Annotated in this window: 24 protein-coding genes and 4 tRNA genes; 10 read left to right on the plus strand and 18 right to left on the minus strand. The window is 59.5% G+C overall.

Features of this window, described 5'->3' with window-relative positions; translation table 11 throughout:
• Positions 1-46: 46 nt before the first annotated feature.
• The 3 genes from Mame_RS15455 to Mame_RS15465 form a co-directional block, all read right to left on the minus strand.
• Positions 47-123: transfer RNA gene (locus Mame_RS15455), tRNA-Pro, on the minus strand.
• Between the two features lie 62 nt (positions 124-185).
• Positions 186-656 (minus strand): DUF192 domain-containing protein, encoded by a 471-nt coding sequence (locus tag Mame_RS15460; RefSeq protein WP_018065968.1) that lies wholly within the window; start codon positions 654-656, stop codon positions 186-188.
• A gap of 167 nt (positions 657-823) precedes the next feature.
• Positions 824-1,402 (minus strand): cold-shock protein, encoded by a 579-nt coding sequence (locus Mame_RS15465; protein WP_018065967.1) that lies wholly within the window; start codon positions 1,400-1,402, stop codon positions 824-826.
• Between the two features lie 161 nt (positions 1,403-1,563).
• Between Mame_RS15465 and Mame_RS15470 the strand changes: the two genes are divergently transcribed.
• From Mame_RS15470 to Mame_RS15480, 3 genes are all read left to right on the plus strand, one after another.
• Positions 1,564-2,004, plus strand: coding sequence for a VOC family protein (locus tag Mame_RS15470; RefSeq protein ID WP_018065966.1), 441 nt, complete (start codon positions 1,564-1,566; stop codon positions 2,002-2,004).
• Between the two features lie 167 nt (positions 2,005-2,171).
• Positions 2,172-2,246, plus strand: a tRNA-Glu gene (locus Mame_RS15475).
• Between the two features lie 115 nt (positions 2,247-2,361).
• A tRNA-Glu gene (locus tag Mame_RS15480) sits at positions 2,362-2,436 on the plus strand.
• Between the two features lie 48 nt (positions 2,437-2,484).
• Here Mame_RS15480 and recJ read toward each other — a convergent pair.
• The 3 genes from recJ to Mame_RS15495 all read right to left on the minus strand — a co-directional run bounded on the left by recJ (position 2,485) and on the right by Mame_RS15495 (position 6,146).
• Complete coding sequence (gene recJ, locus Mame_RS15485; RefSeq protein WP_018065965.1) at positions 2,485-4,299, minus strand: single-stranded-DNA-specific exonuclease RecJ; 1,815 nt, start codon at positions 4,297-4,299, stop codon at positions 2,485-2,487.
• Between the two features lie 119 nt (positions 4,300-4,418).
• Complete coding sequence (locus Mame_RS15490; RefSeq protein ID WP_018065964.1) at positions 4,419-5,732, minus strand: homoserine dehydrogenase; 1,314 nt, start codon at positions 5,730-5,732, stop codon at positions 4,419-4,421.
• Between the two features lie 51 nt (positions 5,733-5,783).
• Positions 5,784-6,146 carry an acyl carrier protein gene (locus Mame_RS15495; protein WP_018065963.1) on the minus strand — a complete coding sequence of 121 codons (363 nt, stop codon included), beginning with the start codon at positions 6,144-6,146 and terminating at the stop codon, positions 5,784-5,786.
• 505 nt (positions 6,147-6,651) lie between these two features.
• Here Mame_RS15495 and Mame_RS15500 point away from each other — a divergent pair.
• Entirely contained in the window at positions 6,652-7,791 is a 1,140-nt protein-coding gene (locus Mame_RS15500; protein ID WP_018065961.1) for a helix-turn-helix transcriptional regulator, read from the plus strand.
• A gap of 197 nt (positions 7,792-7,988) precedes the next feature.
• Here Mame_RS15500 and Mame_RS15505 read toward each other — a convergent pair whose 3' ends face one another.
• From Mame_RS15505 to Mame_RS15520, 4 genes are all read right to left on the minus strand, one after another.
• Positions 7,989-8,390: an acyl carrier protein gene (locus tag Mame_RS15505; protein WP_079920846.1), complete on the minus strand. Its 402-nt coding sequence runs from the start codon at positions 8,388-8,390 to the stop codon at positions 7,989-7,991.
• Between the two features lie 167 nt (positions 8,391-8,557).
• Positions 8,558-9,775: an LL-diaminopimelate aminotransferase gene (locus Mame_RS15510; protein ID WP_018065959.1), complete on the minus strand. Its 1,218-nt coding sequence runs from the start codon at positions 9,773-9,775 to the stop codon at positions 8,558-8,560.
• A gap of 182 nt (positions 9,776-9,957) precedes the next feature.
• Positions 9,958-10,152, minus strand: coding sequence for a hypothetical protein (locus Mame_RS15515; RefSeq protein ID WP_018065958.1), 195 nt, complete (start codon positions 10,150-10,152; stop codon positions 9,958-9,960).
• Between the two features lie 78 nt (positions 10,153-10,230).
• Positions 10,231-10,623, minus strand: coding sequence for a GFA family protein (locus Mame_RS15520; RefSeq protein ID WP_026173667.1), 393 nt, complete (start codon positions 10,621-10,623; stop codon positions 10,231-10,233).
• A 65-nt stretch (positions 10,624-10,688) separates the two neighbouring features.
• Between Mame_RS15520 and sfsA the strand changes: the two genes are divergently transcribed.
• The 5 genes from sfsA (at position 10,689) to Mame_RS15545 (ending at position 15,573) form a co-directional block, all read left to right on the plus strand.
• Positions 10,689-11,396: a DNA/RNA nuclease SfsA gene (gene sfsA, locus Mame_RS15525; protein ID WP_018065956.1), complete on the plus strand. Its 708-nt coding sequence runs from the start codon at positions 10,689-10,691 to the stop codon at positions 11,394-11,396.
• A 32-nt stretch (positions 11,397-11,428) separates the two neighbouring features.
• The gene (gene map / locus Mame_RS15530; protein ID WP_018065955.1) at positions 11,429-12,262 is read left to right on the plus strand and encodes a type I methionyl aminopeptidase; all 834 of its coding nucleotides are present in this window, start codon (positions 11,429-11,431) and stop codon (positions 12,260-12,262) included.
• A 50-nt stretch (positions 12,263-12,312) separates the two neighbouring features.
• Positions 12,313-13,110: a RadC family protein gene (gene radC, locus Mame_RS15535; RefSeq protein WP_018065954.1), complete on the plus strand. Its 798-nt coding sequence runs from the start codon at positions 12,313-12,315 to the stop codon at positions 13,108-13,110.
• 228 nt (positions 13,111-13,338) lie between these two features.
• Positions 13,339-14,754, plus strand: coding sequence for a Si-specific NAD(P)(+) transhydrogenase (sthA, locus tag Mame_RS15540; RefSeq protein WP_018065953.1), 1,416 nt, complete (start codon positions 13,339-13,341; stop codon positions 14,752-14,754).
• Between the two features lie 3 nt (positions 14,755-14,757).
• Positions 14,758-15,573, plus strand: coding sequence for an aminoglycoside phosphotransferase family protein (locus Mame_RS15545; RefSeq protein WP_018065952.1), 816 nt, complete (start codon positions 14,758-14,760; stop codon positions 15,571-15,573).
• A gap of 352 nt (positions 15,574-15,925) precedes the next feature.
• On the opposite strand, the gene Mame_RS15550 is transcribed toward Mame_RS15545, so the two are convergent.
• The 3 genes from Mame_RS15550 to Mame_RS15560 all read right to left on the minus strand — a co-directional run bounded on the left by Mame_RS15550 (position 15,926) and on the right by Mame_RS15560 (position 19,012).
• The gene (locus tag Mame_RS15550) at positions 15,926-16,867 is read right to left on the minus strand and encodes an IS110 family RNA-guided transposase (protein ID WP_079920848.1); all 942 of its coding nucleotides are present in this window, start codon (positions 16,865-16,867) and stop codon (positions 15,926-15,928) included.
• A 268-nt stretch (positions 16,868-17,135) separates the two neighbouring features.
• A complete protein-coding gene (gene tig, locus Mame_RS15555) occupies positions 17,136-18,740 on the minus strand; it encodes a trigger factor (protein ID WP_026173998.1) in 1,605 nt (534 codons plus the stop codon).
• A gap of 196 nt (positions 18,741-18,936) precedes the next feature.
• Positions 18,937-19,012 (minus strand) — tRNA-Thr (locus Mame_RS15560).
• Positions 19,013-19,177: 165 nt separating this feature from the next.
• Between Mame_RS15560 and Mame_RS15565 the strand changes: the two genes are divergently transcribed.
• On the plus strand, positions 19,178-19,951 hold the full coding sequence (locus Mame_RS15565; RefSeq protein WP_018067828.1) for an NAD kinase: 774 nt from the start codon (positions 19,178-19,180) through the stop codon (positions 19,949-19,951).
• 381 nt (positions 19,952-20,332) lie between these two features.
• On the opposite strand, the gene Mame_RS15570 is transcribed toward Mame_RS15565, so the two are convergent.
• The 5 genes from Mame_RS15570 to Mame_RS15590 form a co-directional block, all read right to left on the minus strand.
• On the minus strand, positions 20,333-21,310 hold the full coding sequence (locus tag Mame_RS15570; protein WP_018067827.1) for an AAA family ATPase: 978 nt from the start codon (positions 21,308-21,310) through the stop codon (positions 20,333-20,335).
• Positions 21,311-21,314: 4 nt separating this feature from the next.
• Complete coding sequence (locus Mame_RS15575; protein ID WP_018067826.1) at positions 21,315-23,657, minus strand: DDE-type integrase/transposase/recombinase; 2,343 nt, start codon at positions 23,655-23,657, stop codon at positions 21,315-21,317.
• Positions 23,654-24,403 (minus strand): hypothetical protein, encoded by a 750-nt coding sequence (locus Mame_RS15580; RefSeq protein ID WP_018067825.1) that lies wholly within the window; start codon positions 24,401-24,403, stop codon positions 23,654-23,656. Before Mame_RS15580 ends, Mame_RS15575 begins: the two co-directional genes overlap by 4 nt.
• Before the next feature lie 416 nt (positions 24,404-24,819).
• Positions 24,820-25,434, minus strand: a complete 615-nt coding sequence (locus tag Mame_RS27690) for a transposase (protein WP_079920850.1) — start codon at positions 25,432-25,434, stop codon at positions 24,820-24,822.
• Positions 25,435-25,524: 90 nt separating this feature from the next.
• Positions 25,525-26,361 (minus strand): IS5 family transposase, encoded by an 837-nt coding sequence (locus Mame_RS15590; RefSeq protein WP_026173651.1) that lies wholly within the window; start codon positions 26,359-26,361, stop codon positions 25,525-25,527.
• Between the last annotated feature and the right edge of the window lie 171 nt (positions 26,362-26,532).

Genomic DNA, 26,532 nt, shown 5'->3' on the forward strand with positions numbered 1-26,532 from the left:
AAACCCCAATGAAATCAGTATCTCTAGCGATTTCAGGGCGTTTTAATGGTCGGAGTGGAGAGATTCGAACTCCCGACCCTCTGGTCCCAAACCAGATGCGCTACCAGGCTGCGCTACACTCCGCCGATGCGGGTCGGATACACGGTTCGCGGGCCGATCGCAATACTTAAAGCGGCAGGCGGGCGTTATTGCTTGAGCGCGGGACCGGTGACGGTGTCGCCGGGCTTCAACCCGTAGGCCTGCGCCTGGCCGCCCGCCAACTCGAGCACGTATTTCACCGGCTCGCGCGAGGCGATCACGCGCTTGGAGCCGGGCTCGGCCTGTTCGTAGTAGCCGGCCACCGAGCCGTCCGTGCGAATGAACACCATGTCGAGCGGGATCAGCGTGTTCGCCATCCACATCGAGGCGGTGCGCGGCTGGCCGAGGTCGAAGATCATCCCGTGATCGGGAGCAAGCTCGGTGCGGTACATCAGACCGCGCTGGCGCTGCTGTTCGGTCTCGGCGAGCTCGACGACGATCTCGTGGTCGCCGGTTGCGGTATGCAGCGTCAACCGCGAGGTTTCAAAGGTGATCTCGGTCTGGGCCACGGCAAGCCCGCCAAACAGCAGCAGAAAGGCAGCCGCCAGCATTTTCCAGTTGCCGAATGTGCGTTTCATGGGGGTCCTCGCCTCGAAGCCTGGCGGTCTCGCCGCCGTGGTCGACCTTAAGCGGGGTCGGTGCAAAACTCAACGTGAATGCACCGCCCTCAGGGCCAAGCCGGCAGGCCGGTGGCTGTGGAGGTATCGAAACGTCCGCCCGGACGCCGCCAAGTGCGCGCGGCGCCTCAGTTGGTGCGGTGCATCGGGTTCGGAATGTCGGGATGAACCTCGGCGGCCATCAGGCCCTTGGGGCCGTCGCCGAATCGCACCAGCACGCTCTGGCCCTGGACCAGTTCAGTCAGACCGTAGCGGCGCAGCGTCTCCATGTGGATGAAAATGTCCTCGGTGCCCTCGCCGCGCGTCAGAAAGCCGAAGCCCTTTTCGCGGTTGAACCATTTGACGATCACCCGCTCCAGACCGCTCGTCGCCTCGACATGGACATGGGTCTTCACCGGCGGCATCTGCGAGGGATGGACGGCGGTGGACTGGTCCATGGACAGGATGCGGAACGCCTGATAGCCGCGCTCGCGCTTCTGCACCAGCGCCACGACGCGCGTGCCTTCCAGTATGGTCTGGTAGCCGTCCTTGCGCAGGCAGGTGACGTGGAGGAGAATATCGTCCATGCCGTTGTCCGGCACGACGAAACCAAACCCCTTGCCGACGTCGAACCACTTCACGAAGCCGGTAACCTCGAGCAGTTCCCCGGCTTCAAGGCCCGCATCCTCTGCGGCAGAATATCTTCCCGCTTGAGACCTCTCGGCCATGTTGCCCCCGCTCCTTGAAAAACCCAGGCCGCGAATTAACTGATTCTTCACAGAAGAATAACATTCATCCATCTGATTCCTGCAATACCCAAACGCATGAAATCGGGAATTGCGGGTCAACGCCGCAGAAATTTTCAGTTTAGCCCACAGGAAAGTGACCTATGCATTATCTCCACACCATGGTCCGCATAACGGATATCGACGCCTCGCTGCGCTTCTACTGCGAGTTGATGGGGCTGAAGGAAGTCCGCCGGATCGAGAACGAAAAGGGCCGGTTCACCCTGATTTTCCTCGCCGCACCCGCCGATCTCGAAAAGGGCGACAACGACCACGTGCCGAAGCTGGAGCTGACCTATAACTGGGATCCGGAGGAATATTCCGGCGGCCGCAATTTCGGCCACCTCGCCTACCGGGTCGAGAATATCTATGATTTCTGCCAGAAGATGGCGGATGCCGGCGTCACCATCAACCGCCCGCCGCGCGACGGCCATATGGCGTTCGTGCGTTCGCCCGACGGCATTTCGGTTGAAATCCTGCAGGATGGCGAGGCGCTTCCCCCGCAGGAGCCGTGGGCTTCGATGCAGAACACCGGAAGCTGGTAAGTCCGCTTTTCCGTCGACCGTGCACGCACGGATTTTAGGCGGAAAAAACAAATACTTATTGAGGCGCTGCAACCGGCGCCTCTCTTGTGTCTTTTTTTTGAAGAATTCGCTGATTTGCGCTTGCGGCAATTCATCTGCCTGATTATAAGGGCGCCCAGCGAACGCATGCGCCCTTCGTCTATCGGTTAGGACGCCAGATTTTCATTCTGGAAAGAGGGGTTCGATTCCCCTAGGGCGTGCCATCCTTTGCGAGAGGTCATTGACCTTTTGCGGGATGAATTCGGAGATAAATCTCCGAGAATGATGTTTGCTGCGGCGGCGGTTCCGGCTTTGCGGTGACCGCCGTTTTTAAAATGTGCGCCCTTCGTCTATCGGTTAGGACGCCAGATTTTCATTCTGGAAAGAGGGGTTCGATTCCCCTAGGGCGTGCCATTTCAAACCTCTCGTTCAGCCGACGCGCCGAACCTTACCTCCCCGACATTATGACGGATTGGCCGCATCAATGATTCGCAGCTGAACGCGGCGCTGGCCCTGCCAATGGTCGCCGGAAAGCGTTCCCGCGACATGCAGGCTGCGCCCGCGGCTGCCAAGCAGAAGCTCGCCCAGAGGCTTGTCGGCGGCGCGGAAGGCGATGCCATCCAGCGCCGTCCCCTCCGCGCTTTCAAGCCGCACCTTCACATGGCCGCCTGCGCCGATCACGCGCGCGTCGCGCACCCGATGCTGCGGCAGCGCGAAGATCGGCTGCGGATGGCCGGAGCCGTAGGGACCCGCCGCCTCCAGCCGGTCGATCAGGTCAAGCGTGGCGCCAGAAGCGCTGAGCGCGCCGTCGATCTTCAGCACCGCGTCGGCGGCGAGCGCCTCGACGGCATCGCGGGCGTGGTCCTCAAAGAAGGCCCGAAGCGCCGAGAGCTTCTCGCGCGTCACCGTCAGGCCGGCGGCCATCGCATGGCCTCCGCCCTTGACCAGCAGCCCCTGCTCCACAGCCATGCGCACCATCCGACCGAGATCGAAACCCGAGATCGACCGGCCGGAACCGGTGCCCCGGCCGTTGGCATCGACGGCGATGGCGAAGGCGGGCCGCCCGAACCTGTCCTTCAGGCGCGAGGCCAGCAGGCCGACAATGCCGGGATGCCAGCCCTGGCGGGCGGTCACGATCACGCCCGCGCCGCTGCCATCGCCAAATTCGGCAATCGCGTCTGTCTCCGCCTCCTGCAGCATCGCCGTCTCGATTGCCTGGCGCTCGCGGTTGAGCTGGTCGAGGCGTTCGGCGAGCGCCTCTGCCTCTTCCGTATCATCGACCGTCAGAAGCCTGCTGCCGAGCGCCGCATCGCCGATCCGCCCGCCGGCATTGATGCGCGGGCCGATAAGAAAGCCGAGGTGATAGGGCGTCACCGGCCCCGCAAGGCCGGCGCGCTTGAACAGCGCCGCGAGACCGGGATTGGAAAGCGAGCGCGCCACGATCAGCCCCTTGACCACATAGGCGCGGTTGAGCCCCCTGAGCGGCACCACGTCGCACACCGTCGCCAGCGCCACCAGATCGAGCCAGGACAGGAGATCGATCCGCCCGGCCCGCATGTCGCCGGCCTGGCGCAGCGCGCGGTGCGCGGCGACCAGAACGAGGAATACCACGCCGGCGGCGCAGAGATGTCCCTGCCCCGAAAGATCGTCCTCGCGGTTGGGGTTCACCAGGGCCGCGCATTCCGGCAGGTCGACGCCGACCTGATGATGGTCGATCACCACGACATCGACGCCGAGCGCCTTCGCCGCCGCAAGCGATTCGTGGCTGGTGGAGCCGCAATCCACGGTCACGATCAGTTTCGCGCCGTCCCTGATCAGGCTTTCGATCGCCTGCGGGTTGGGCCCGTAGCCCTCGAAGATGCGGTCGGGGATATAGATCTCGACCTCGAGGCCAAGCATGGTGAGGAAGCGGTACATCAGCGCCGACGAACAGGCCCCGTCGACGTCGTAGTCGCCGAAGATCGCGACCTTTTCGCCGCGTTTGACGGCTTCGATCAGGCGCGCGACCGCTGCCTCGCAATCGGTCAGGCTGAAAGGGTCCGGCATCAGCGAGCGCAGGGTCGGATCCAGAAAGGCGGGCGCCTCGTCCACCGGCACATCGCGGCCGGCCAAAACCCGGGCAATCAGCTCGGACAGGCCGTGGTTCTGCGCCATGGCCAGCGCCCGATTTTCACCTGCCGGGCCCAGACGCGGCACCCAGCGCAGATCGCGCGCGGAACGCTCCACGCCCAGAAATGCCCGGGGGTTCGCCTTGCGCTGGGCGGCAGTATCAGTCATCAGGCCTCGGCTCCGCTTTGACATTCTGCCCTTCATAGCGCCTGATGCGCCCCGATGTCATCGGCTGATCGAGACGACGCATGGCAGCCGAAGCGCGAATCCGGAGCATGAACCGCGTTTCAGGGCTTTTCGATGCGAATGACCTGCGGCTTGCCGACGATATAGCCATCGCTCTCCATCGCCTTGACGGCGTTTCGGATCGAAAGCTCCGTGGTGGCGTGGGTGACCATGATGATGGTCTTGGTCGGCGCGTCGCGTTCGCCATTGGCCGAATGCTGCACGATCGATTCGAGCGAGATCTGGTTGTCGGCCATCCGCCGGGCAATCGCCGCGATCACGCCGATCCTGTCGGCCACGCGCATGCGGATGAAATAGCCGCCCTCATGGCTGCGCATGCGCGCCCGCTTGTAGGGCTCCAGCGATTTCGCCGGCCGGCCGAGCGCCGGCACGGTCTGCGCGCCGGGGCGCGACTTGGCGATGTCGGCGATATCACCGAGCACGGCGGAGGCGGTGGCATCGCCGCCCGCACCCGGGCCGACCATCAGCAGATCGCCGAGAATATCGGATTCGATCGCCACCGCATTGGTGACCCCATCGACCTGGGCGATCACGGTGTCATGCGGCACCATGGTGGGGTGCACGCGCTGCTCGATGCCGCCGCCGGTGCGCTGGGCAACGCCCAGGAGCTTGATGCGATAGCCGAGTTCGGCCGCCGCGCGGATATCGTCCTGGGTAATGTTGGAAATGCCCTCGAGATAAATATCGTCGCAGGAGATCTCGCAGCCAAAGGCAAGCGAGGTCAGGATCGCAAGCTTGTGGGCGGTGTCGTTGCCATTGATGTCGAAGGACGGATCGGCCTCGGCATAGCCGAGCCGCTGGGCCTCCTTGAGGCAATCCTCGAAGGACAGCCCCTCCTTTTCCATCCGCGTCAGGATGTAATTGCAGGTGCCGTTCATGATGCCGTAGACGCGGGTCATGGTGTTGCCGGTGAGCGATTCGCGCACGGCCTTGATCACCGGAATGCCGCCGGCGACGGCCGCTTCGAAATTCAGCAGCACGCCCTTTTCTTCGGCGAGTGCCGCCAGCGCCACGCCGTCTTCGGCGAGCAGCGCCTTGTTGGCGGTCACGACATGGATGCCCCGCTCCAGCGCCGCGTTCACCGCATCCTTCGCGGCCCCGCTCGCGCCGCCGATGAGCTCGACCAGCACGTCGATGTCGCCCTCGCGCGCCATCGCCGCCGGATCGTCGTACCATGTGGCCGAGGTGACATCGATGCCGCGATCCTTGGTGCGGTCGCGCGCCGATACTGCCGTCACCGTAATGGCGCGGCCGCAGGCCGTGGCGAGGTTTTCATGTCGCTCGCTGATGATGCGCACAAGCGAGGCGCCGACGGTTCCAAGACCGGCGACGCCGATTTTCAGGGCATCTGCCATGGGGTATTCCTACTGACCCGAATTTCACGTTCGGACGCAAGCGTCCGCGCTTCATTTAGATCGTTTCGCCAGCAAATGGAACATTCTGAGGCGGGAAATTTGGAAGGGCCAGCACAGGGACGATCTTGCCCGAGTGGGCGCACGCTCCTGCTCCACCGTTGCGGCAGACGAACACGTTTGCTGAGCGCGCGAGTTATTAACGGTCTCGACCAGATCGCCAACGGTTTTGCTCGAGAGCAGATATTCATCCATGATCATCACGTCAAATTCCTCCTCAAGGGCCATCCCCAGTTCGAGAATATCGAGTGAATTGATGCCGAGACCGTTCAAAGTAGCGTCTGTGTTCACCTCGTCTTCGGCAGATCCAATAACGGCTACGATTGTCTTCATCACACGACTGAAGGTGTCACTCATTCGCCGATCCTCGTTATCTTTTCTGGAACCATGTTGCGAAGAACCGAGTGTCGACCCGCTATGGGCTCAGCGTCATAACCCAATTGGGGTATGCGCAGCGACACAGAACCAAGAATGGACAAGTCGGACTTATTGATTGCAACTACATGTCGGTATACACCTAGAGATGTAGACGAACAACTCAGCCAGCTCCAACGTCTGAAAAGCAGTGAAAATGGTATCAGGTTTGCATGAAAAGAAAGTACCCGAAATTTTCCTCAAGAAGCTGCATGGAAAAAAGATATTTCAATATCTTAAACTGACGTCCTTTTGTAAGAATGCTCCATATAAATTTCAAACAGATCGTCAACATCTCTGTTTTAATTTGGCCTTCATTAAATACAGAGGTGCCGGAGGCCACATAGAACAAATTTTAGCCTGCCTACCTTTACTTGCAGGGGCTTTGACACCGATCTTCCGACGCCTTTCTACCTGAACATATAAGTATTAATTGGAGAACACTGATATGGATATCGAGCTATTTAGCAGGATATTGCAGGGTCTGTATTCTCCATCGACTTCTCAATTCGATGAAAATTCAATGATAAGCGATGAGATAGCCCGGTTCTCAGGCGTTTCAGGCATGACCATCTTGAAATACAACGGCAGGCAACATCAGTATCAGCTCCAGGAGTCGAGCAGAATCTATCGCAAGGAGACCGATACCTTCTCCGGGTTGTCAGCCAAGTATGGCGCGTTCGAATTGAGGGCGCTTAGGCGCCTGCTACGGCAACAACAGTACATTCCCATGACCGATGCCGAAATGTGGCCTGATGAGCCCGGACTCCTTGAAACAGAGATGTTCGTCGAGACAAGCAAAATCTTCGGTGTCGGAAGACGTTTTGCAGTCAACATGTCTGGAGCGAGCGATTGGAATTCGGGGTTTGTCATGCATGTCGATCATCGTAAAACCGACATCTCCCCCGAAAGCCTGCGTGCGGCAAGCCTCATTGCTCCTCACTTGGCCTCCGCCCTTGCGCTAGAGCAGATGAACAATGTTCTGCGCAAGCAATACGCAGTGATGCTTGAGCTGCTTGACAGCATGGATATCGGCGTGTGCATCGTCAGCCAGAATGGTGATGTCATTATCGAGAATAGGAAGGCAAGCGCGGTTTTCGCGGATCAAGATGGCATTTCAAAAAAAGACGGTAAAATCGTTGCGTACCCGCAAGCTTCCAACGGGGAACTGAGGCGGCGTATCACCCAAACCGCACTGACGGCGATCGGCCAAGCAAACTTGCCACGCAATGCAATGGTCATCACCAAGCGCTCCCTCCGATCACCCTATTGGATAGAAATCTCGCCGTTTGGGCATGCTGGCAATGACCTGGAAAAGAATTTTCGGGGAGCCCTTATTCGGATCGTTGATAGCGATCGCAAGCCCAAATTCAAAGTCAAGCCATTTGCGAAAATGGTCGGATTGACCTCTGCGGAAATCGAAATTGGTCAACTGATATGCTCGGGGTATTCTGCATCGGACATCGCCGACATCCGTGGCGTCTCAATCCACACCGCGCGCTCTCAAATCAAATCGATCCTGGCAAAGTCCGGATGCTCGAACCGCGTATTGTTTGTTGCCAAGGTAGCGAGCCTCAGTCAATTCTGAATTGAACTTCCCTGGTTCCGCACATATCAGCTGTCTTATTACATCTGCTCCGCTCACGCGGCCGGGCAGTGATGCCCTCGAAACCGACCGGCGACGCCGATTTTCAGGGCGTCTGCCATGGGTGTCGCCGGCAAATGGAACATTCCGAGCGGAGAAATTTGGAAGGACCAGCGTAGGACGGTCTCGCGCGGAGACATTCACGCGCCTGCTTCACCTTCGCTGTGAACGAATACTTCCGCCGGGTCCGCGACTTGCGAATAGTGGACCTGCGATTTGTGTATAGTCTTGACCAGATCGCCAACGGTGGCACTGGAGAAAAGATCTTCATCCATAATCACCACAGCGAACTCGTCCTCGAGAGCCAGGCCCAACTCGAGGATATCGATCGAGTTGATGCCCAGATCGTCCAGCGTCGCCAGTTCGACGACGTCGCGCTCGGCCGAGCCGATGACGGCGATGATCGTTTTCTTTACCCGGCCAAAGGTTTCACTCATCCGCAGTTCCTCCGCTCGAAGCCCTGCCGCGAGCGCCGGTTTCGCCTGCCAGCCAGGCAAATTCCCAACGTGGACCATTCCCGCAAGGTTTCTCTTGTTATTCATGATAGCGCTATCACTCCTGATTTAAAAGAGGATTCTTCCCCAACGATAAACTAAATCTCGTCAGAAGAATGCGGTATAGGTTATGAACCTGGCATGAACATTGGGCGATCAGGAAAGCCTTCGCCTTCCTGATCGAACTGCGAGAAAGGGCACGCCTTTCCGCTACACTATCGATGCGCCTTCAGCGACACGATGTTGTCGGGCGCGACCTCAGTGGTGGCGAAGAAGCGCTTGAGGTTGCGCGCGGCCTGGCGGATGCGGTGCTCGTTTTCGACCAACGCGATGCGCACATGATCGTCGCCCTGCTCGCCGAAGCCGATGCCGGGGGCAACGGCAACATCGGCCTTTTCCACCAGCAGCTTGGAGAATTCGAGCGAGCCCATTTCGGCAAATGGCTCCGGGATCTTGGCCCAGGCGAACATGGTCGCCGCCGGCGGGGTCACCTGCCAGCCGGCCTTGGCGAAGCTTTCGACCATGACGTCGCGGCGCTTGTGATAGATCGAGCGGACCTCCGCGATATCCGAGCCATCGCCGTTCAGCGCATGGGTCGCAGCCACTTGGATCGGCGTGAACGCGCCGTAATCGAGATAGGATTTCACCCGCGCCAGCGCCGAGATCAGCCGCTCATTGCCGACGGCGAAGCCCATGCGCCAGCCGGGCATGGAATAGGTCTTGGACATCGATGTGAACTCGACCGCCACATCCTTGGCGCCCGGCACCTGGAGCACGGAGGGCGGCGGCGCGCCATCGAAATAGATTTCCGAATAGGCGAGATCGGAGAGCACGATAAGCTCGTGCTTCTTCGCGAAGGCCACGACTTCGCGATAGAAATCCAGGCTCGCCACCTGCGCGGTCGGGTTCGACGGGTAGTTGAGCACCAGTGCGATTGGCTTGGGAATCGAGTGTTTCACCGCCCGTTCGACCGGCCCGAAAAAGCTGTCATCCGGCTCCACCGGGATCGAACGGATCACGCCGCCGGCCATCAGGAAGCCGAAGGCGTGGATCGGATAGGTCGGGTTCGGGCAAAGAATCATATCGCCGGGCGCGGTGATCGCCTGCGCCATATTGGCAAAGCCTTCCTTGGAGCCGAGCGTGGCGACGATTTCGGTCTCCGGATTCAGCTTGACGCCGAAACGACGGGCATAATAGCCGGCCTGGGCGCGGCGCAGGCCGGGAATGCCCTTGGACGACGAATAGCGGTGGGTGCGCGGATCGCGCACGACCTCGCACAGCTTGTCGACCACGGATTGCGGGGTCGGAAGATCGGGATTGCCCATGCCAAGGTCGATGATATCGGCGCCCGCCGCTCGCGCGCTCGCTTTCAAACGGTTGACCTGTTCGAAAACGTATGGCGGCAGTCGCCTGACCTTGTGGAACTCTTCCATCTTCTTCCTCTTGGAACACTGGGTTGAACGATCCTTGCCTTTCGAAGGATCATCGAAACGAGAGCAGGAAAAACCGCCCTTACGCAACAATCAACTGCACTTGCGTCGATTTTGCGGCAGAAATCCTAATACTCTGTTTCATCCTTGCCACAGCAAGGGGCCAGAACGGAGGCTTTGGAGGATTATTGTGGGGCGGGAATGCCGGCCAGTCCGTCGAGCTTGGTCGTCATGGTCGCGACCTCTTCATCAGTAAACTGCGGATAGGCCGCCGTGCCGGTATCGCAGACGTCCGGCTCGCCGCAGGTGGTGGAGCAGGCGGCAAGAAGCGAGGCCGCCGCCACAAGGGTTACACTCAAGATCATCCGGCCGAATTTCATCGCATCTCTCCCGGCGCCGCGGCGGCGCAAATCAGTCGTCGGCAAATCTGCCCGGTTTGGCGGCCGGGTGCAAGCAGGTCAGTCTTCCGTCCGCCCCTCGCCTTCCCGGTCATGCTCGTAGCGATGGGCGACCGGCAGCGGCGGAAGCCAGGATTCGCGTCGGATTGTCCAAAGTTCATAGGTCGGCTTGAAGCGGTCAGGCTGATCGAATGTGCCGAGATTGATCTCGATTTCGTCGCCGCTCACGGCATAGACCGGCGAACCGCAGGTCGGGCAGAAATACCGGTCTTCGAAGCAGCTCGCCTCGCCCGCAATGCTGACGGCGGTCTCGGGGAAGATCGCGGCCGCCTGGAACGGCGCGCCGTGATGCTTGCGGCAATCGAGGCAATGGCACACGCCGACCCGATAGGGCCCTCCCGAGACCGCTATCCGCACCCTGCCGCAAAGGCATCCGCCCGTTATCCATTCCATGATCTCGTCTCCTCGTTGGCGCCCACCCCTTGCAAGTGGCACTTGAAAGGCTAAAACGCATTCCCATGCAGTTCGATCCTCCCTTGATAGCGGCAACGCTGATCCGGCGCTACAAGCGCTTCCTGTTCGATGCCGTTCTGGAGGAAACCGGCGAGGCGATCACCGGCTCCTGCCCCAATACCGGCTCGATGCTCGGGCTCAATACGCCCGGCTCGCGCATCTGGCTGTCGCGCAATGATGACGGCAAGCGCAAATATCCCCACCGTTTCGAGCTGATCGAGGCCGATGGCACCGTGGTCGGCGTCAATACCGGGCTGCCGAACCGGCTTGCCGAAGAAGCGATCGGCCTAGGGATGGTGGATGATTTTGCCGATTATCCCCTGATCCGGCGCGAGCAGAAATATGGCCGCCAGAGCCGGATCGACCTGCTGCTGTCGGCCGATGACCGGCCCGACCTTTACATCGAGGTCAAGAATGTCCACTTCATCCGCACGCCCGGTCTCGCGGAATTTCCCGATACGCCGACGGCGCGCGGAACCCGGCATCTGGCCGAGCTTGCGGATATGGTCGCGGCTGGAAAACGGGCGGCGATGGTCTACCTGATCCAGCGCGACGATTGCGAACGCTTCGCCATCGCCGCCGATCTTGACCCGGTCTATGCCGAGGCTTTCAAATGCGCGCGTCGCGCCGGCGTCGAGGCCTTTGCGATAAAATGCAATGTATCCCGTGACAGCATCACGCCAGATGGTACAGTATTGGTTGATAACATGTAAGCGCACACGCCAGGGCGGTGCGGAGGATGACCATGGTAAATTACGCTGATGCGGCAACAGCGCCGCTGAAGAATGACGGCACGATCCGCCTTTATGATGAAGCAGGCTTCGAAAAGATGCGCCAGGTCTGCCGTATCACCGCCGGCTGCCTCGATAGCCTCGCCGACCTGATCAAGCCGGGCGTCACCACCGAGGAGATCGACCGCCACGTGCTGCAGTACGGCCTCGACCACGGCGTGGTGCCGGCAACGCTCGGCTATCGCGGCTACAAATATTCAAGCTGCACCTCGATCAACCATGTCGTCTGCCACGGCATGCCCAATGCCAAGCCGCTGCGCGAGGGCGACATCATCAATGTCGACGTCACCTATATCCTCGACGGCTGGCACGGCGATTCGAGCCGGATGTATCCGGTCGGTCAGTTGAAGCGGGCGGCCGAACGGCTGCTGGAAGTGACCTACGAATCGTTGCTGCGCGGCATTGCAGCGGTGAAGCCCGGCGCGCGCACCGGTGCCATCGGCGAGGCGATCCAGACCTATGCCGAAAGCGAGCGCTGCTCGGTGGTCCGCGATTTCTGCGGCCACGGCGTCGGCCGGCTGTTCCACGACGCGCCGAATATTCTGCATTACGGCCGCAAGAACGAGGGACCGGAGCTGAAGGAAGGCATGATCTTCACCATCGAGCCCATGCTCAACCTCGGCAAGCCCCATGTGAAGGTGCTGAATGACGGCTGGACCGCGGTGACCCGCGACCGCTCGCTTTCGGCCCAGTACGAGCATACCGTCGGCGTCACCAGCGATGGCTGCGAGGTATTCACGCTGTCGCCCGGCGGCTACGACCGACCGGGTCTGACGCCGGCGCTTTAGGCCGTGTCAGGATTGGAATCGATGTTTCCTGCTATCGCTCCAGGAGCCGCATGAAGAAACCGCCCGCCAAAGGCAACCCAGCCGGCCTTGAAGAAGACGGCCCCGACGAGCGGACGTTCTTCGCCGATCAGCCGCCCGAACGTCCGTTCCGGGGCGGCGATATCCGTGACAAGACGCCAAGCCATGTCCTCGGCCATCGCGACCGGCTGCGCGCCCGTTTCCGGGAGAGCGGAGCGAATGCGCTCGCCGATTATGAAATCCTCGAACTGCTGCTGTTCCGGCTGATCCCGCGCCGCGATACCAAGCCGATCGCCAAGGCGCTGATCGAACGGTTCGGCTCGCTTGGCGGCGTGTTCGGCGCGCCGGCGGAACTGCTGCAGGAGGTCCCGGGCATCGGTGAGACCGTCGCCTTCGACCTTAAATTGATGTCAGCGCTAGCCCAGCGCAGCATCAAAAGCTCGCTGAAAGACCGTCCGATCCTCGGTTCGTGGTCGTCGGTGATCGACTATTGCAACGCGGCCATGGCGCATGAAACCCGCGAACAATTCCGCATCCTGTTCCTCGACAAGCGCAACAAGCTAATCGCTGACGAAATCCAGGGCATCGGCACGATCGACCATACGCCGGTCTATCCGCGGGAGGTGATCAAGCGGGCATTGGAACTGTCGGCGACGGCGATCATACTGGTCCACAACCACCCCTCCGGCGATCCGACCCCTTCGCGCGCGGATATCGACATGACCCATATGATCATCAACAGCGCCAAGCCGCTCGGCATCACGGTGCATGACCACATCATCATCGGCAAGGATGGCTATGTCAGCTTCAAGGGCTTAAAGCTCATCTGAGGCCATGGACTCGGCATGCAGCTTGTGGCTGTATGTAATGAAAACATCACGAAGCGGGACCATATTGCGCCGCAAACTCCGCGCTGTTGCGGCGCGGGGACCATTTCACGTAAAGCATTTCGCATGTCAGGCGGAATCATCCGGCGACGGCGGACATGCGGCAGAACAAGTTGATTGTGCCTCCCGGCACATATCTTTGAATTTGAATAACCAAATCGGGGTGATTTCATGAATTCTTACGATCTGGTCGTCATCGGCAGCGGTCCGGCCGGCCGGCGCGCCGCGGTGCAGGCCGCCAAGCTCGGCAAGACGGCGCTCGTCATCGACAAAGGCTCCCAGGTGGGCGGCGTCTCGGTCCACACCGGCACCATTCCCTCCAAGACGATGCGCGAAACCGTGCTGAACCTCACCGGCTGGCGCGAGCGCGGCTTCTACGGCCGCTCTTACCGGGTCAAGCAGAAGATCACCGCCGACGACCTGCGGGCCCGCCTGATCAAGACGCTGGATTACGAGATCGACGTTCTGGAATGGCAGTTCGAGCGCAACCGCGTCGAGCAGGTGCGCGGCTTTGCTCATTTCGTCGATGCCCATACGATCGAGATCGAGAAGGACAGCGGCGAAATCCAGCGGGTTCATGCCGAGGCCGTGCTGATCTCGGTCGGCACGCGGCCCTATCGCCCGCCGAACGTGCCCTTCGACGGCCAGACGGTGATGGACAGCGACGAGCTGCTCAACATCAAGGCGATCCCGCGTTCGATGATCGTCGTCGGCGCCGGCGTGATCGGCATCGAATATGCGACGATCTTTTCCGCGCTCGATACCCAGGTGATCGTGGTCGAGCCGCGCGACAGCATGCTGGATTTCATCGACCGCGAGATCCGCGACAATTTCGCGGCGCAACTGCGCGACCGCAACGTCAAGCTCCTGTTTGGCGCGGGCGCGGACAAGGTGGAGAAGATCGCCGACGGCAAGGCGCGCGTCACACTCTCCAACGGCCGGGTGCTGATGGCCGAATCGGTGCTGTTTGCCGCCGGCCGCCAGGGCGCGACCGACACGCTGAACCTGCAGTCCGTGGGGCTGGAGGCCGATCGTCGCGGCCGCATCAAGGTCGATCCGATCACCTTCCAGACCGATGTGCCGCATATCTACGCCGCCGGCGATGTGATCGGGTTTCCGGCGCTGGCCTCGACCTCGATGGAACAGGGCCGGATCGCCGCCCGCCACGCCGTGGGCGCGGAGGCCGAGGAGCCGCCGCAATTCTTCCCCTACGGCATCTATGCCGTGCCGGAAATGTCGACCTGCGGCATGACCGAGGAGGAGATCCAGGAACGCGGCATCGCCTATGAATGCGGCCTCGCCTTCTTCCGCGAAACCTCGCGCGGCCATATCATGGGCATCCAGAACGGCCTTCTGAAGATGATCTTCTCGCTGAAGACCCACCGTCTGCTCGGCGTCCATATCGTCGGCGAAGGCGCGACCGAACTGATCCATATCGGCCAGGCGGTGCTGAACCTCAAAGGCACGGTCGAATATTTCGTCGAGAACACCTTCAACTATCCGACCCTTGCCGAAGCCTACAAGATCGCCGGCCTCGATGCCTCGAACAGGATCGCGATGCTGGAGGCCGCCGAGCAGCAGGATTAGGTCGTGTTCGACGCGCTGCTGGCCGAATGGCGGCTGACGCCGGACGGCGCGCCGATCATGACGGCGACCGGCGCATTGCTGCCGGTTCTTCGCGACGGCCGGCCGGCGATGCTGAAGCGGTTCACAGATCCGGAGGAAGCCATCGGTGCCGCCCTGCTCAAATGGTGGAACGGCGATGGCGCAGCCCGCGTCCTCGCCGAAGCCGACGATGCGATATTGATGGAACGGGCGACGGGAGCGGTCGCGCTCACCGCCCTGTCGCTTGGCGGCGAGGATGATCGCGCCTGCCGCCAGATCTGCGTCACCGCCGCGCGGCTGCATGCCGACCGCCCTGCCCCTTTGCCCGCGCTGACACCGCTCGACCGCTATTTCCGGGCGCTGCTGGAGGCGACGCCCGGCAAACACCCATTCCTCGCCCGGGCGTCGGACGAGGCGCGCCGCCTGCTGAAAGACCCGCAAGATCTTCGCCCGCTTCACGGCGACCTGCACCAAGGCAATATTCTGGATTTCGGCGAACGCGGCTTTCTCGCAATCGATCCCAAGGGGCTTTACGGCGAGCGCGCCTTCGACTTCGCCAATATCTTCTGCAATCCGGATATCGATGTCCCGGACGCCGTCATCGCGCGCGATGAGAGCCGCTTCGACCGCCGTCTGGACATTGTCGCAGCGGCCGCCGATCTCGACCGGACACGCCTGCTCCGCTGGATTATTGCCTGGTGCGGCCTCTCCGCCATATGGTTTCTGCGGGATGATGATGCCCGGGCCGACATTCCGCTGACCGTCGGAAGGCTCGCGCTCAAACGGCTTGCGAAAGGCTGAAAGTCGCGAAATTTGAAAATCGTCAGCCGCAAAACCGCGCGGACGAACCGACGTAGCAGACTGCGGACAAGCCTATCCCCTTTACGGACGTCATCCTCGGCCCTGTGCCGAGGATCTAACCACCTTTCCACACGAGCGGAGTTGGCGTTTGGGAATAGGGTGTATTTAAATAGATTTTCGCCCGAAACGCTGGTCGTGCTGATACGTGCTTAGATCCTCGGGTCAAGCCCGAGGATGACGCAGTGGGTGGAGAGACGACCATCAAGGAACCGAAATCCCAGGGAAATGTGGACGCAAGTGGCTAAACCGGACACCGCGGTGGGTCAAGCCCGAGCAACTGTGTGCTTTTCTGTCAAGTTGTTTGTGCATTGAGGATCGGTCTTTGCTCCCGAATGGCTGTGTTGAGGGCGACGAGGAGCTTTCTGGCGATGGCGACGATCGCGGCTTTGGGTGCCTTGCCGCGACTTCGCAGATGGTCGTAGTGCTGTTTCCACCGCCCGGTTCTGATCGCGGCAAGGGCGGCCATGTAGAGGGCATCGCGCACCCGCTTTCGCCCACCCTGGACATGGCGTTTGCCGCGCATGAGGCCGGATTCGCGCGCGATCGGCGCCACGCCGGCCAGGGCGGCGATCGCGCGCCGATCGACACGTCCCAGTTCGGGCAGGCTGGCAAGGATGACGGCGGCGCAAACCGGCCCTACGCCTGCGGCCGAACGCAGCAGCGCCGCGTCCTGGGCGAGGTCGCAGGCGTTCTTGATGGCGCTGGCGATGCGTCGCTCAAGCGCGCGGATCTGGACGTCGAGCAGGGCGATCACGGCCTCCAGGCTTTCCGTCACCACCGGATCGGCGACGCCCTTCAGGCGGATACGTTCGGCCTTGCGCATCGCGACCAACTGGTCGCGGCGGCTGTTGAGGCCCTGAAGCTTCAGCCGTTCGGGCGAAGCCGGGGCGGTGGCCGGCAGGTCGAGATTGACGCCGTAAAGCGCCAGCATGCGCGCATCCACCGCATCGGTCTTGGCCAGCATGCCGATGGAGCGGGCAAAGTCCCGGGCGCGGCGGGGATTGGCGCGATGGAAGGAAAGCTCCGCCTTCTCAAGCGCCCGCACCAATGGCTGGTCCCACGGGGCGGTGGCTTCCAGCACCACGAACGCCCGGTGTTCGAGCGCAAGGCCGATCAGGGCGGCGATGCCCGCCGAATCGTTGGAAAAGCTGCACGACCTGGCAGCCGGGTGAAGATAAACATCGAGACGCCGACCGGAGACATCGCAACCGATCGTGTTTTGTGGCAAGGTCATGATCCCATCCTTGTCCTACGGGCTCGGCGCGCCAACGCCGGCCCCGGCAACTGTTCGGGGTGGTTGACGAAAGGCGGGCGGCGTTTCCAGCTCGGGCACGGTCGCATAACGACCAAGGATGACACGAAACACCGTCCGCCAATCAGACTGCCGCGTTCACGGCAGACGTCAACAGACAAGGATGACGAGGGAGAATGGGGCGGGCACCGCTAACAAAAAAACCCGCCCGGGCGAACCGGGCGGGTTTTAAATTCACGAAGCCGCAGGCTTATTCGGCGCTGTCCTCGGCCTTCTTCGGTGCAGCCTTCTTGGCCGGAGCCTTTTTCTTCGGCGCGGGCTTCTCGTCGCCGTCGGCATCAGCCTTGGCAGCAGCCTTCTTCGGAGCGGCCTTCTTGGCCGACGCCTTCTTGGCGGCAGGCTTTTCAGCCTCTTCGGAAGCAGCATCATCTTCGGACTTGGCTGCGGCCTTCTTCGGGGCGGCCTTCTTCTTGGCGGCAGGCTTCTCGTCAGACTTCTTGGTCGCTGCAGCAACCTCGTCGTCGTCGTCCGCCATCAGCTCTTCCTTGGAGACCGTGACATCCTTGACGTCGATGCCTTCGAGCAGGTGGTCGACCACCTTTTCCTCGAAGATCGGCGCGCGCAGCGAAGCCTGGGCGCCGGGGGTTTCGCGGAAGAACTTCAGGATTTCCTGCTCCTGGCCGGGATACTGACGCATCTGGTCATAAAGCGCGCGCTGCATTTCCTCATCGGAAACCTGAACGCCGGCCTTCTCGCCGATTTCGGAAAGCACGAGGCCGAGGCGAACGCGACGTTCGGCAAGCTTGCGGTATTCGCCGCGCGCTTCCTCTTCCGTGGTGTCCTCATCCTCGAAGGTCTTGCCCGAACGCTCCAGATCGGCCTGAACCTGACGCCAGATGTTCTCGAACTCGGCTTCAACCAGCGACTGCGGCGCTTCGAAGGCGTACTGTTCATCGAGCTGATCGAGGATCTGACGCTTGACCTTCTGGCGGGTGAACTGGTTGTACTGGCCGACGATCTGCTCGCGCACGAGTTCACGCAGGCGATCGGCGGATTCCAGACCCAGCTTTTCGGCCAGCGCGTCGTTGATCTCCAGCTCGCCGGCGGAGGCGACTTCCTTCACGGTGACGTCGAACACGGCTTCCTTGCCGGCGAGATGGGCTGCCGGATAGTCTTCCGGGAAGGTGACCTTGACCTGCTTCTCGTCGTCAGCCTTGACGCCGACGAGCTGTTCTTCGAAACCGGGGATGAAACGGTTGGAGCCGAGCACGAGCTGCGAATCGGTGTCGGCGCCGCCTTCAAAGGCTTCGCCGTCGATCTTGCCGACATAGTCGATGGTGACGCGGTCGCCGTCGGCGGCCTTGCCCTTCTTGGTTTCGTATTCGCGGGCGTTCTCGGCAACCGCCTTGACCTGCTCCTCGACTTCCTCATCGGAGATGTCGACGACCGGGCGCTCGACCTTCAGGCCGTCGGTCGGCTGCAGTTCGAACTTCGGCAGAATTTCGTAGGATACGGTGAATTCGAAATCGAGCTCGCCGTTCAGGACCTTGTTCGCTTCGCCCTCATCCTCGGTCATGTCGATCTTCGGCTGGCCGGCGGCGCGTTCGCCGCGTTCGGCGATCACGGCCTGGGGCTTTTCCTGCAGCGTCTCGTTGACGATTTCAGCCATGATCGACTTGCCGTAAAGCTTCTTGAGGTGCGACATCGGCACCTTGCCCGGACGGAAGCCGTTGATGCGAACCTTGTCCTTGGCATCCGCCAGGCGTTCGTTCATGCGCGCCTTCAGATCATCCGCAGGAACTGTGATCTTGATTTCGCGCTTCAGCCCTTCGGCGAGCGTTTCGGTTACCTGCATATCCATACCTTCATTTCATATCGGCTTGAAAGCCGTTGGGTTACATGCGCAAACGCGGCGTCATGGCCGGGCGCGACTTCTTGCAATATCCTCGGCATTTTGACAAGCTTTTCCGGGCTTGGGCAAAATGGCGCCAGGGCGACTCCCTGCCGGACGTGTCGTTTTCGACGCCCTAGCGGTCACCCTGAAAGCGGCTTGGTGCCCCCGGCAGGATTCGAACCCGCGACCCTCTGATTACAAATCAGATGCTCTACCAACTGAGCTACAAGGGCATTGGGCATGCCAACTATCAGATTTGGCCCTGCTGTAAAACGAAAAAATCATCTATTTCATCGCTATTTTGGCGCAGCCGGAAAGATCGGCGGCGCAAGGGGCTTGCAAATCACGGCCCGCTCGGGTGATCTGGCCCCCGCGCCAAACCCGAACGGAAAAGCGATATGCCCAAGACCACACCCGCCCTGTGCTTTCTCTCCTCCGGAACCGAAGATGCCGAGGTGGCTTTAGCCAAACTGACACAGCTTTATGGCAATGTTACGCCGGAAGAAGCGGATTACATCGTGGCGCTCGGCGGCGACGGCTTCATGCTGCAGACGCTGCACGAATACATGAACTCCGAAACCCCGGTCTACGGCATGAACCGCGGATCGGTGGGCTTTCTGATGAACGAGTATTCGACCGTCGATCTGCTTGGCCGTCTGGCGATCGCAGACATGAACGAGTTGCGGCCGCTGCGCATGACCACGCGCAATGCGGACGGAACCTCTTCGATCGCGCTGGCGATCAACGAGGTCTCGATGCTTCGCCAGTCCCACCAGGCGGCCAAGCTGCAGGTCAGCGTCGATGGCAGGGTGCGCCTGCCGGAACTTGCCTGCGACGGCATATTGGTCGCAACGCCCGCAGGCTCCACCGCCTACAACCTCTCCGTCCACGGACCGATCATTCCGCTGGAAGCGCCGCTTCTGGCGATCACCCCAGTCAGCGCCTTCCGCCCCCGGCGCTGGCGCGGCGCGCTTCTGCCCAACACCGCCGTCGTCGATATCGCGGTGCTGGAGCCGGAAAAGCGGATCGTCAACGCCTTCGCCGATCACACCGAGGTCAAACACGTGCTCCATGTCCGCATCGAACAGGACCCCGAAGCCCGCGCCAAGGTGCTCTCCGACCCGAACCGCTCATGGTCGGAACGGATCCTGGCGGAGCAGTTTTCGGATTAGCGATACGATAGCCGTCCCGTTCAATCGCCACCCCTGCGCGGTCTTCGTGCCACTTGGAATGAGCGATGGAACATTACAGACCATCAACAACCCGTTCGGCACAAGGTTGCCACCCATGTCTTAGGTACAACCTGTTACCTATGTCTTCGGGCTGTATGCCAATGAAGCATAAGAATGCACACCGAATCAATTTCCGGAATTTCAGCCGAAATTAATATATGATATCATTCACTTATGTAGCATCCATGAAGCCCCGGGCATAAACATGCAGATATGAAGCATAAACGTGCACACCCTTGAAAAGCCCACCAGATTATCCCCATGAAAAAAGGCCCGCCAAGAGCGGACCTTCTCGCATTCAATATTAGTAGACTGTCTGGGTCAGTCTTCCTGGTTGAGGATCTCAAGCAATCGGTCCGGCTCAAACAGTTCCTGGTAGTCCGGAGCAGTAAACGGCGAAAAATCTCTCGGCGTCCCATGCATTTCAGCGAACGCGTCAATAAAGTGATCCAGTGAAATCTGGGCCTCACCAGCCCGTTTGCATCGGATGAAGGCATCGATGATCAACTCGATAACGAGTCCCCAACGCTTACCACATGCATGGCAGAGGCGATCAAAGAAATCGGCGTTCGAGAGCGGATCAAAGTCAATTTCAGCTTTCTTCGCGTATGCGTAGGCAAGTCCATTCAGCTCGTTGAGGTCAGCCTTGGGATCAATCGGTTGAAAACGGACTGGCCGCAACAGATGTCTCAGTTGCCGGCGCTCTTCTGGCCCAACCCTTTCAACATGCTCGGATAGGCCGTCTACCCCGGACAGGATCAGGATCATTGGCCAGCGAGGTTCCTTCATCAATGCCTTGAAGTTATCGAGCATGGTACGGTTCTTGGCACCGCCGGTATCGGTGAAAGCATGCTGTGCCTCGTCGTAATGGATACCGATGACGCCGTTTCGTTTGGCCTGTTCGAAGACCATTTCCCATATCTGACGAGCTTGCTTATCCTTTCCAGCGGCAGGATAGTCGAGCGCTTCCAATGTCGAACTGCCCAGATCCGTCAACGAGTTCCGCGCCCACAGCCGGAGCTGGATAAACCGAGCCGGACGACCGTCTGGCATCGGTGTGGCGCTGTCATTGAACGCCCTGATCAGGTGATCGATTTCATGCGACTTTCCCATTCGCGATTTTCCGGTGACGAGAAGCCCCCTAGCTTCAAATGGTTTGCTGGACATTGCTTTCGCATAATAGTCCTCGAGACAACTGTTGAATTGCGTCCGCAGTTCCTGCGCTCGCGGAAACGGATAATGTGCCTCTTTCAGCCGATTGGCGATACTGACCGTTTCCATATCGATGAATGTGTTCATGATCTCACTCTAGGTCTTTGATTTGATCGGGGCGGCCGAGCAGCCCGCCATTCCGCTTTTCCGATCTCTTCTTCCGCTGCGTATCGGGTTCTGATACCGGGACCTGCGCTTCCTCCGGCGTATCGACGTGGTCAGATTTCGAAGCTTTCGATTTCGCCGTCGAAACATCTGGGATGGCCGTCTCGTCAACGACCTGGTCAGCACCCTCGATTTTGTAGGTATTGGCCGAACTGCCAGTGCTGATGTCCGTGATGGCATCGGGCACCACGCCGAGATCAAGCCTGTCACGCGATGTGCTCGGGATGATTTTCGCTCCGGCGATTACCGCTTTCGCCTTTGCGTTGGCTTCTTCCATCGTCACATAGCTTCGCGGAAGTGCCTTTTCGACAGCGATCGTTTGCATGAGGTCATGACGTGCTCTGCGCACCTGCATGATCCGGTCTTCATGAACTTCAGTTGCCTGCTGATTTTCTTTTCGCAATTGGGCCATCACATCAAGGATTTGAACCAGCGTCAGATCAGCTAACGCTGTGATTTGAAGGTAAACTTCAACAACTGTTCCGATCTTTGGCAGTACAACTGTCGCGGTGTTCATATCGTCCGGATCGACGAACACTGACACTTTTCCACGGATTCGATGCTCATCCCTGAGACGCTGAAGCTCATCAGAACTGAACCAGATGCCGGAGAACGTCCTCACACCTTCATCCGTTGGCGTGACCTTTACTTCCCATCCCAGTTGGATACGCCGGCGGTTGGGATCGATTGGCGCGAAACAACCACGATCTCGATTGATCTGATGGAAAACATCAATCGGTCGCCTGCCCCATATGCCTGTGCCGTAGTGCCGGGTAGACGGATACTCGTCGATGAAATATCGCGTCAAAATCCCGTAGAGCTGTTCCACGTTCAGCACGCCATAACTCGTCGCATCATATCCAGGCAGCTCTCCGGCCTTACGGCCGGTGTACCCATGAAGTGTCTTCATCACAGTGGATTCCAGCGTGCCGAACATTCGCTCCACATGCGGCTTATCCGTCGATGCGTAAGTGCGACCGATCGTACTTGTCGCGCCCACTCCGACAAGTGACTTGATGACTTCCTGATTCCTCAGTCCGGTACCGTTGTCGGATTTCAGATTGCCGAGACCAATGGCCGGCATCGGTTCCCCAGTGCATCCGTAGCGCTGGGCCTCCTTCTTCTTGTCACGCGTGGCCATCCGCAGGAGTGCCATCGTCGCGTCGGCACCCTGGTTTTCTGCAATCACCCACGCCAATGGCATGCGCGAAGCTACATCGATCGCATATAGAAGCTGCCATCGCTTTTTGATCTCTTCGTCTGTTTCTCTGAGAACAGCACGGTGATCCGACGACAGCGTCGCCCAAAGACCGATCTTCTTCGCAGTGGTGACGAGCGAAATCTTGCATTCATCGATTTCCACATATTCGCCGATCATAAGTGCTCGAATATCGGTGCTGCCGCGCCCTCTCTTATTGCGTGCATGGCGCTCGCCCATCGTGGCCACCTCGTATGCCGTCGGGCTGACCAGCCTTTCGCAATGCGCTTTCACGGTGGCTGCCGCCGGTGTCACCAGCGGCGGTAACTCATTGCTCTGCCTCAGCGTGTTCTTCTCTGAAATGAGAGTTTCCAGGTCATCACGAACATTGGCCAGAGAGGTCTTTTTGAGATCGAGGCCGACCTTTTCCCACGCCTGCGTTATGAGTTCGCAGACTTCATGATTTAGGCGCAGTTCTCGATTGCCCTTACGGTCGTCACGGCACACCAGTGCTGCCAGCGGGTCGACGTCGGGCGGAAGATTCTGGTAGATTTTCAAATACTTCTGAAGTGTTCGCCCATTGTACATGATCCAATGAGCACCACACCCGCCACGCGGCACATGGAGACGGATTTTCTCGTCGAAATAGAATTGGGCGACTTCTCGGATCTGCCGTCGATATGCGGGCTTATCCAACATCCTGATGGACAGGTCCAACCCTGGTTTCCCGTGCTTCTTTTGCAGGCTGTCACGTAGATGCTCCATGCCCTTGCACAGAGCATGATGAAACTGAGCGACTTTCCTTTGCCGCTGAGAAAGCGATTCAACAGTTTCAAACCCCTCAAGTCGTGCTCGTACATCCGCAGATGAAGGGTGTACGCCGGGAACCAACTTGGTGCCGCGGGCTTTCAATGCTGCGACGAAAGTGGAAAATGGAATTAGCTGCCGTTCCCCGCTTTCAACATCGACGACATCATAGCCGCCGACGGACCGCGCGCTGAGTTGATGCGTGCGCCCATGTAAGGTCATTTCAGTTCCGGCGGGCATCGTGTATTGAGGCGTGAGCGTCATGTTACGACCTCCAGACGCGAATTCTCCCAGAATACGTTATCGAGGTTGGCAGACAGTTTCCGTTTTGCGACAAGACGATAGCAGGAACGGAAGACGCGGTCCCTTTCGAGAGGCACATGAGGGAATAGATCCGACATGAGCCACAGCGTCGTCAGATCACGGGCCACATCAAGTACGATTTCATCAGCCTCGGGATCCGGGTCGAAAACGAAGTGATGCATCCTGAACAAATTCTCGCGCCGCTGCCGAGTGAAGTTGCTAGCGTTTACGACACACACGTCATCGGCTTTCCTCTTGCTCGTCGCAGCAACAATGGCGTCGATTTGGCGAGCGGTCGCAGGCTTGCTGAGGCTATGCTCGTGACGAACATAAAGAGCCCGCCGGTAGCCGTTAGAGAAGGTCAGCAGAAGGTCGAGGGTGTGATGACGAGACTTTCCATCTTCGTCGCGGTATCTCACAGTGAACGGCTGGAACTTGAGGTCATAAAGCTCCGGGCAAACCAGAGCTTGATGGGCGCAGGCCGCCTCGGCAGCACTTTCCGCGATGCCCACTTTCGGCCGCCAGTTATTGGCGCGCGTACGATAAGGAAGGTGAATTTTGTGCGACCAGGCACTCCGTCCTGACGGGTTACGGACACCGTCGAAAGGAAGAACCCCGTGGATTGGGCCGAGTTTGATATTTGAGGCCGGCGGCAGTTTCGCCAGTCCGGTATTCCAGTGATCATGCTCAATAATGTAATCAGGCATAGCGCCTCCTATTCCGTACAGCAGGCTGCACAGATTGCGGTTGATATCACGGGGGAGATCGACGCTTGCCCGGCTCCTTTTGAAGCTCTATAATGGCAACATACGACGGGCGATCTCGCCCCAACTTCTATGCGCACCGGTTTTCCCGGTGCGTTTTTTTTGCCGTATCGCCGGCTGGGCCAGATATAGACGAGCGGGTTCACGGAAGTGAAGACCGTGTACCAACACTTACATATGACAGTCAATAAGGCATTAATTTCAATACCTTATGAAAGGAAACGCGAATCCATTTTTCGCATTCCCTTAGACTGTGCCCTGCCCCAGAGCTCATATCGACACCTACAAAAATACCCGCCGGGTATGAAAACGGACGACAGAAAAATGTTCTACTTAACTCAGCTGGCGATCATACGAATTCAGTGAAAATTCTCTTCCATATCCTCGATATGTCTTGCTCGCTGGAGCTTAAGCCGTTCCAAATGCTCTGGGCTCCCCGCAACGATACCGTCTGGAAGATGACCGATAGGCAAGCAGACCGCCTCGCTGAGTAGACCTCGGCCATCGCGGGAAATATCTTTGAGAACGATTTTTCGCATTCGGTGCGCCGTGGCCACTGGCACCCCTAGATCGATGGCGACAGCACGAACGGAAATTGGGGACGACCAGCTTCGGATCGCCACCTCTGCGGTGTGAAACCAAAGACGCAAATCAATCCTGGTTCTGTGCAGGTTTGTCCCAGCTGTAACTGAATATTGGTATCGACACCGTCTGCATTGGAACAGTCGGCGGCTTTCCACCCAACTGGGGCGCCCATCACCGCATTTGCCACAGACAGGCCCGTCAGGCCATCGCACATCGGATAGCCGAAAAACACAATCCCGTTCGCTCTGGAACCGTTGATCAACCGGCTCATCGGGCAATCTCAACCGCAGGATTTGTCGATGCCTGCGCTCCAATTCGCGCTCATCGGAGTCAGACAAACTAAAACCCTTGATACAATGGACACTCCAGATGCCCGAAACGCATGACACTCACCGCAGCAGAATTTTCTTTACATTCGATTGATTTAGCGCGGTTACAGTTTGCAATAGTCGCATGCGGTCAGAGCCGGATTCAAAAGTTCATGACGGGAAACAATATCGTGCGAGCCGCCTTGTCATCACCCTGATGCTTGCGATGTTGACCCATGCTGTGGCGCTTGCGATGGACTTCTCCCAATCTTTGGCCAGTCGACGGCATCGACCGAACCAGCCGAAGGTGCGCTCAACCACCCATCGGCGGGGCAGAACCTCAAAGCCTTTCGCTGTGTCGGAGCGCTTGATGATCTCAAGGTTCCATTGGCCGCATCCGCGCAGCGCTTTTCGCAACTTCTGCCCGGCATAACCACCGTCTGCGAAGACATGGCGCAACCAGGGGAAACGGTAGCGGATGGCTTTCAGGACGCTGGGCGCACCGTCACGGTCCTGGATATCGGCTGCATGGACATGCGCGAACAGCATCAGCCCGAGCGTATCGGTGATAATGTGGCGCTTGCGGCCCTTGATCTTCTTGCCGGCGTCGCAGCCCGAAACCCCGCCACTTTCAGTGGTCTTGACACTCTGGCTGTCGATGACACCGGCCGTGGGCGAGGCCTCGCGCCCCTCCAGTTCGCGCGTAGCGCAGACAAGCAGATGGTTGATGGTCTGCCAAAGGCCGATATCGCGCCATCCATAGAAATAGCCTCGCACCGTGGAGACCGGAGGAAAATCCTTCGGCAGGGCCCGCCATTGGCTGCCGCTGCCCGCAATATAAAGGATCGCGTTCACCACCTCCCTCATGTTCGTTTTCCGTGGTCGCCCACCGGGCTTGGCCGGCGGTATCAGTGGAGCAATTACAGCCCACTCACGATCCGTCAAATCGGTTGGATAGCGAAGGCGATCACGGTTATGCTGCAGGCGGGTGATATCAGTCCAGGGCATGCAATCCTCCACGTTCTTGGCAGAGGTGGTTGAATCACATCCTTCTGATATCACTCAATAACTTTTAAATCCGGCTCTCAGAGGACATGAGGGGATAATGGCGCTCGCGCAACTTCGTCTTCGCAGTATTGCGCCAAGCCTTTTGAGATGGCACTCCGCTATTGATAGCCT

This window comes from Martelella mediterranea DSM 17316 (assembly GCF_002043005.1).
In the GTDB taxonomy this organism is placed as follows: domain Bacteria; phylum Pseudomonadota; class Alphaproteobacteria; order Rhizobiales; family Rhizobiaceae; genus Martelella; species Martelella mediterranea.

Coding starts and splice junctions, on each gene's coding strand:
- Mame_RS15460 (WP_018065968.1), bottom strand. CDS start 656: ATGAAACGCACATTCGGCAACTGGAAAATGCTGGCGGCTGCCTTTCTG.
- Mame_RS15465 (WP_018065967.1), bottom strand. CDS start 1,402: ATGGCCGAGAGGTCTCAAGCGGGAAGATATTCTGCCGCAGAGGATGCG.
- Mame_RS15470 (WP_018065966.1), top strand. CDS start 1,564: ATGCATTATCTCCACACCATGGTCCGCATAACGGATATCGACGCCTCG.
- recJ (WP_018065965.1), bottom strand. CDS start 4,299: ATGACTGATACTGCCGCCCAGCGCAAGGCGAACCCCCGGGCATTTCTG.
- Mame_RS15490 (WP_018065964.1), bottom strand. CDS start 5,732: ATGGCAGATGCCCTGAAAATCGGCGTCGCCGGTCTTGGAACCGTCGGC.
- Mame_RS15495 (WP_018065963.1), bottom strand. CDS start 6,146: ATGAGTGACACCTTCAGTCGTGTGATGAAGACAATCGTAGCCGTTATT.
- Mame_RS15500 (WP_018065961.1), top strand. CDS start 6,652: ATGGATATCGAGCTATTTAGCAGGATATTGCAGGGTCTGTATTCTCCA.
- Mame_RS15505 (WP_079920846.1), bottom strand. CDS start 8,390: ATGAATAACAAGAGAAACCTTGCGGGAATGGTCCACGTTGGGAATTTG.
- Mame_RS15510 (WP_018065959.1), bottom strand. CDS start 9,775: ATGGAAGAGTTCCACAAGGTCAGGCGACTGCCGCCATACGTTTTCGAA.
- Mame_RS15515 (WP_018065958.1), bottom strand. CDS start 10,152: ATGAAATTCGGCCGGATGATCTTGAGTGTAACCCTTGTGGCGGCGGCC.
- Mame_RS15520 (WP_026173667.1), bottom strand. CDS start 10,623: ATGGAATGGATAACGGGCGGATGCCTTTGCGGCAGGGTGCGGATAGCG.
- sfsA (WP_018065956.1), top strand. CDS start 10,689: ATGCAGTTCGATCCTCCCTTGATAGCGGCAACGCTGATCCGGCGCTAC.
- map (WP_018065955.1), top strand. CDS start 11,429: ATGGTAAATTACGCTGATGCGGCAACAGCGCCGCTGAAGAATGACGGC.
- radC (WP_018065954.1), top strand. CDS start 12,313: ATGAAGAAACCGCCCGCCAAAGGCAACCCAGCCGGCCTTGAAGAAGAC.
- sthA (WP_018065953.1), top strand. CDS start 13,339: ATGAATTCTTACGATCTGGTCGTCATCGGCAGCGGTCCGGCCGGCCGG.
- Mame_RS15550 (WP_079920848.1), bottom strand. CDS start 16,867: ATGACCTTGCCACAAAACACGATCGGTTGCGATGTCTCCGGTCGGCGT.
- tig (WP_026173998.1), bottom strand. CDS start 18,740: ATGCAGGTAACCGAAACGCTCGCCGAAGGGCTGAAGCGCGAAATCAAG.
- Mame_RS15565 (WP_018067828.1), top strand. CDS start 19,178: ATGCCCAAGACCACACCCGCCCTGTGCTTTCTCTCCTCCGGAACCGAA.
- Mame_RS15570 (WP_018067827.1), bottom strand. CDS start 21,310: ATGAACACATTCATCGATATGGAAACGGTCAGTATCGCCAATCGGCTG.
- Mame_RS15575 (WP_018067826.1), bottom strand. CDS start 23,657: ATGACGCTCACGCCTCAATACACGATGCCCGCCGGAACTGAAATGACC.
- Mame_RS15580 (WP_018067825.1), bottom strand. CDS start 24,403: ATGCCTGATTACATTATTGAGCATGATCACTGGAATACCGGACTGGCG.
- Mame_RS15590 (WP_026173651.1), bottom strand. CDS start 26,361: ATGCCCTGGACTGATATCACCCGCCTGCAGCATAACCGTGATCGCCTT.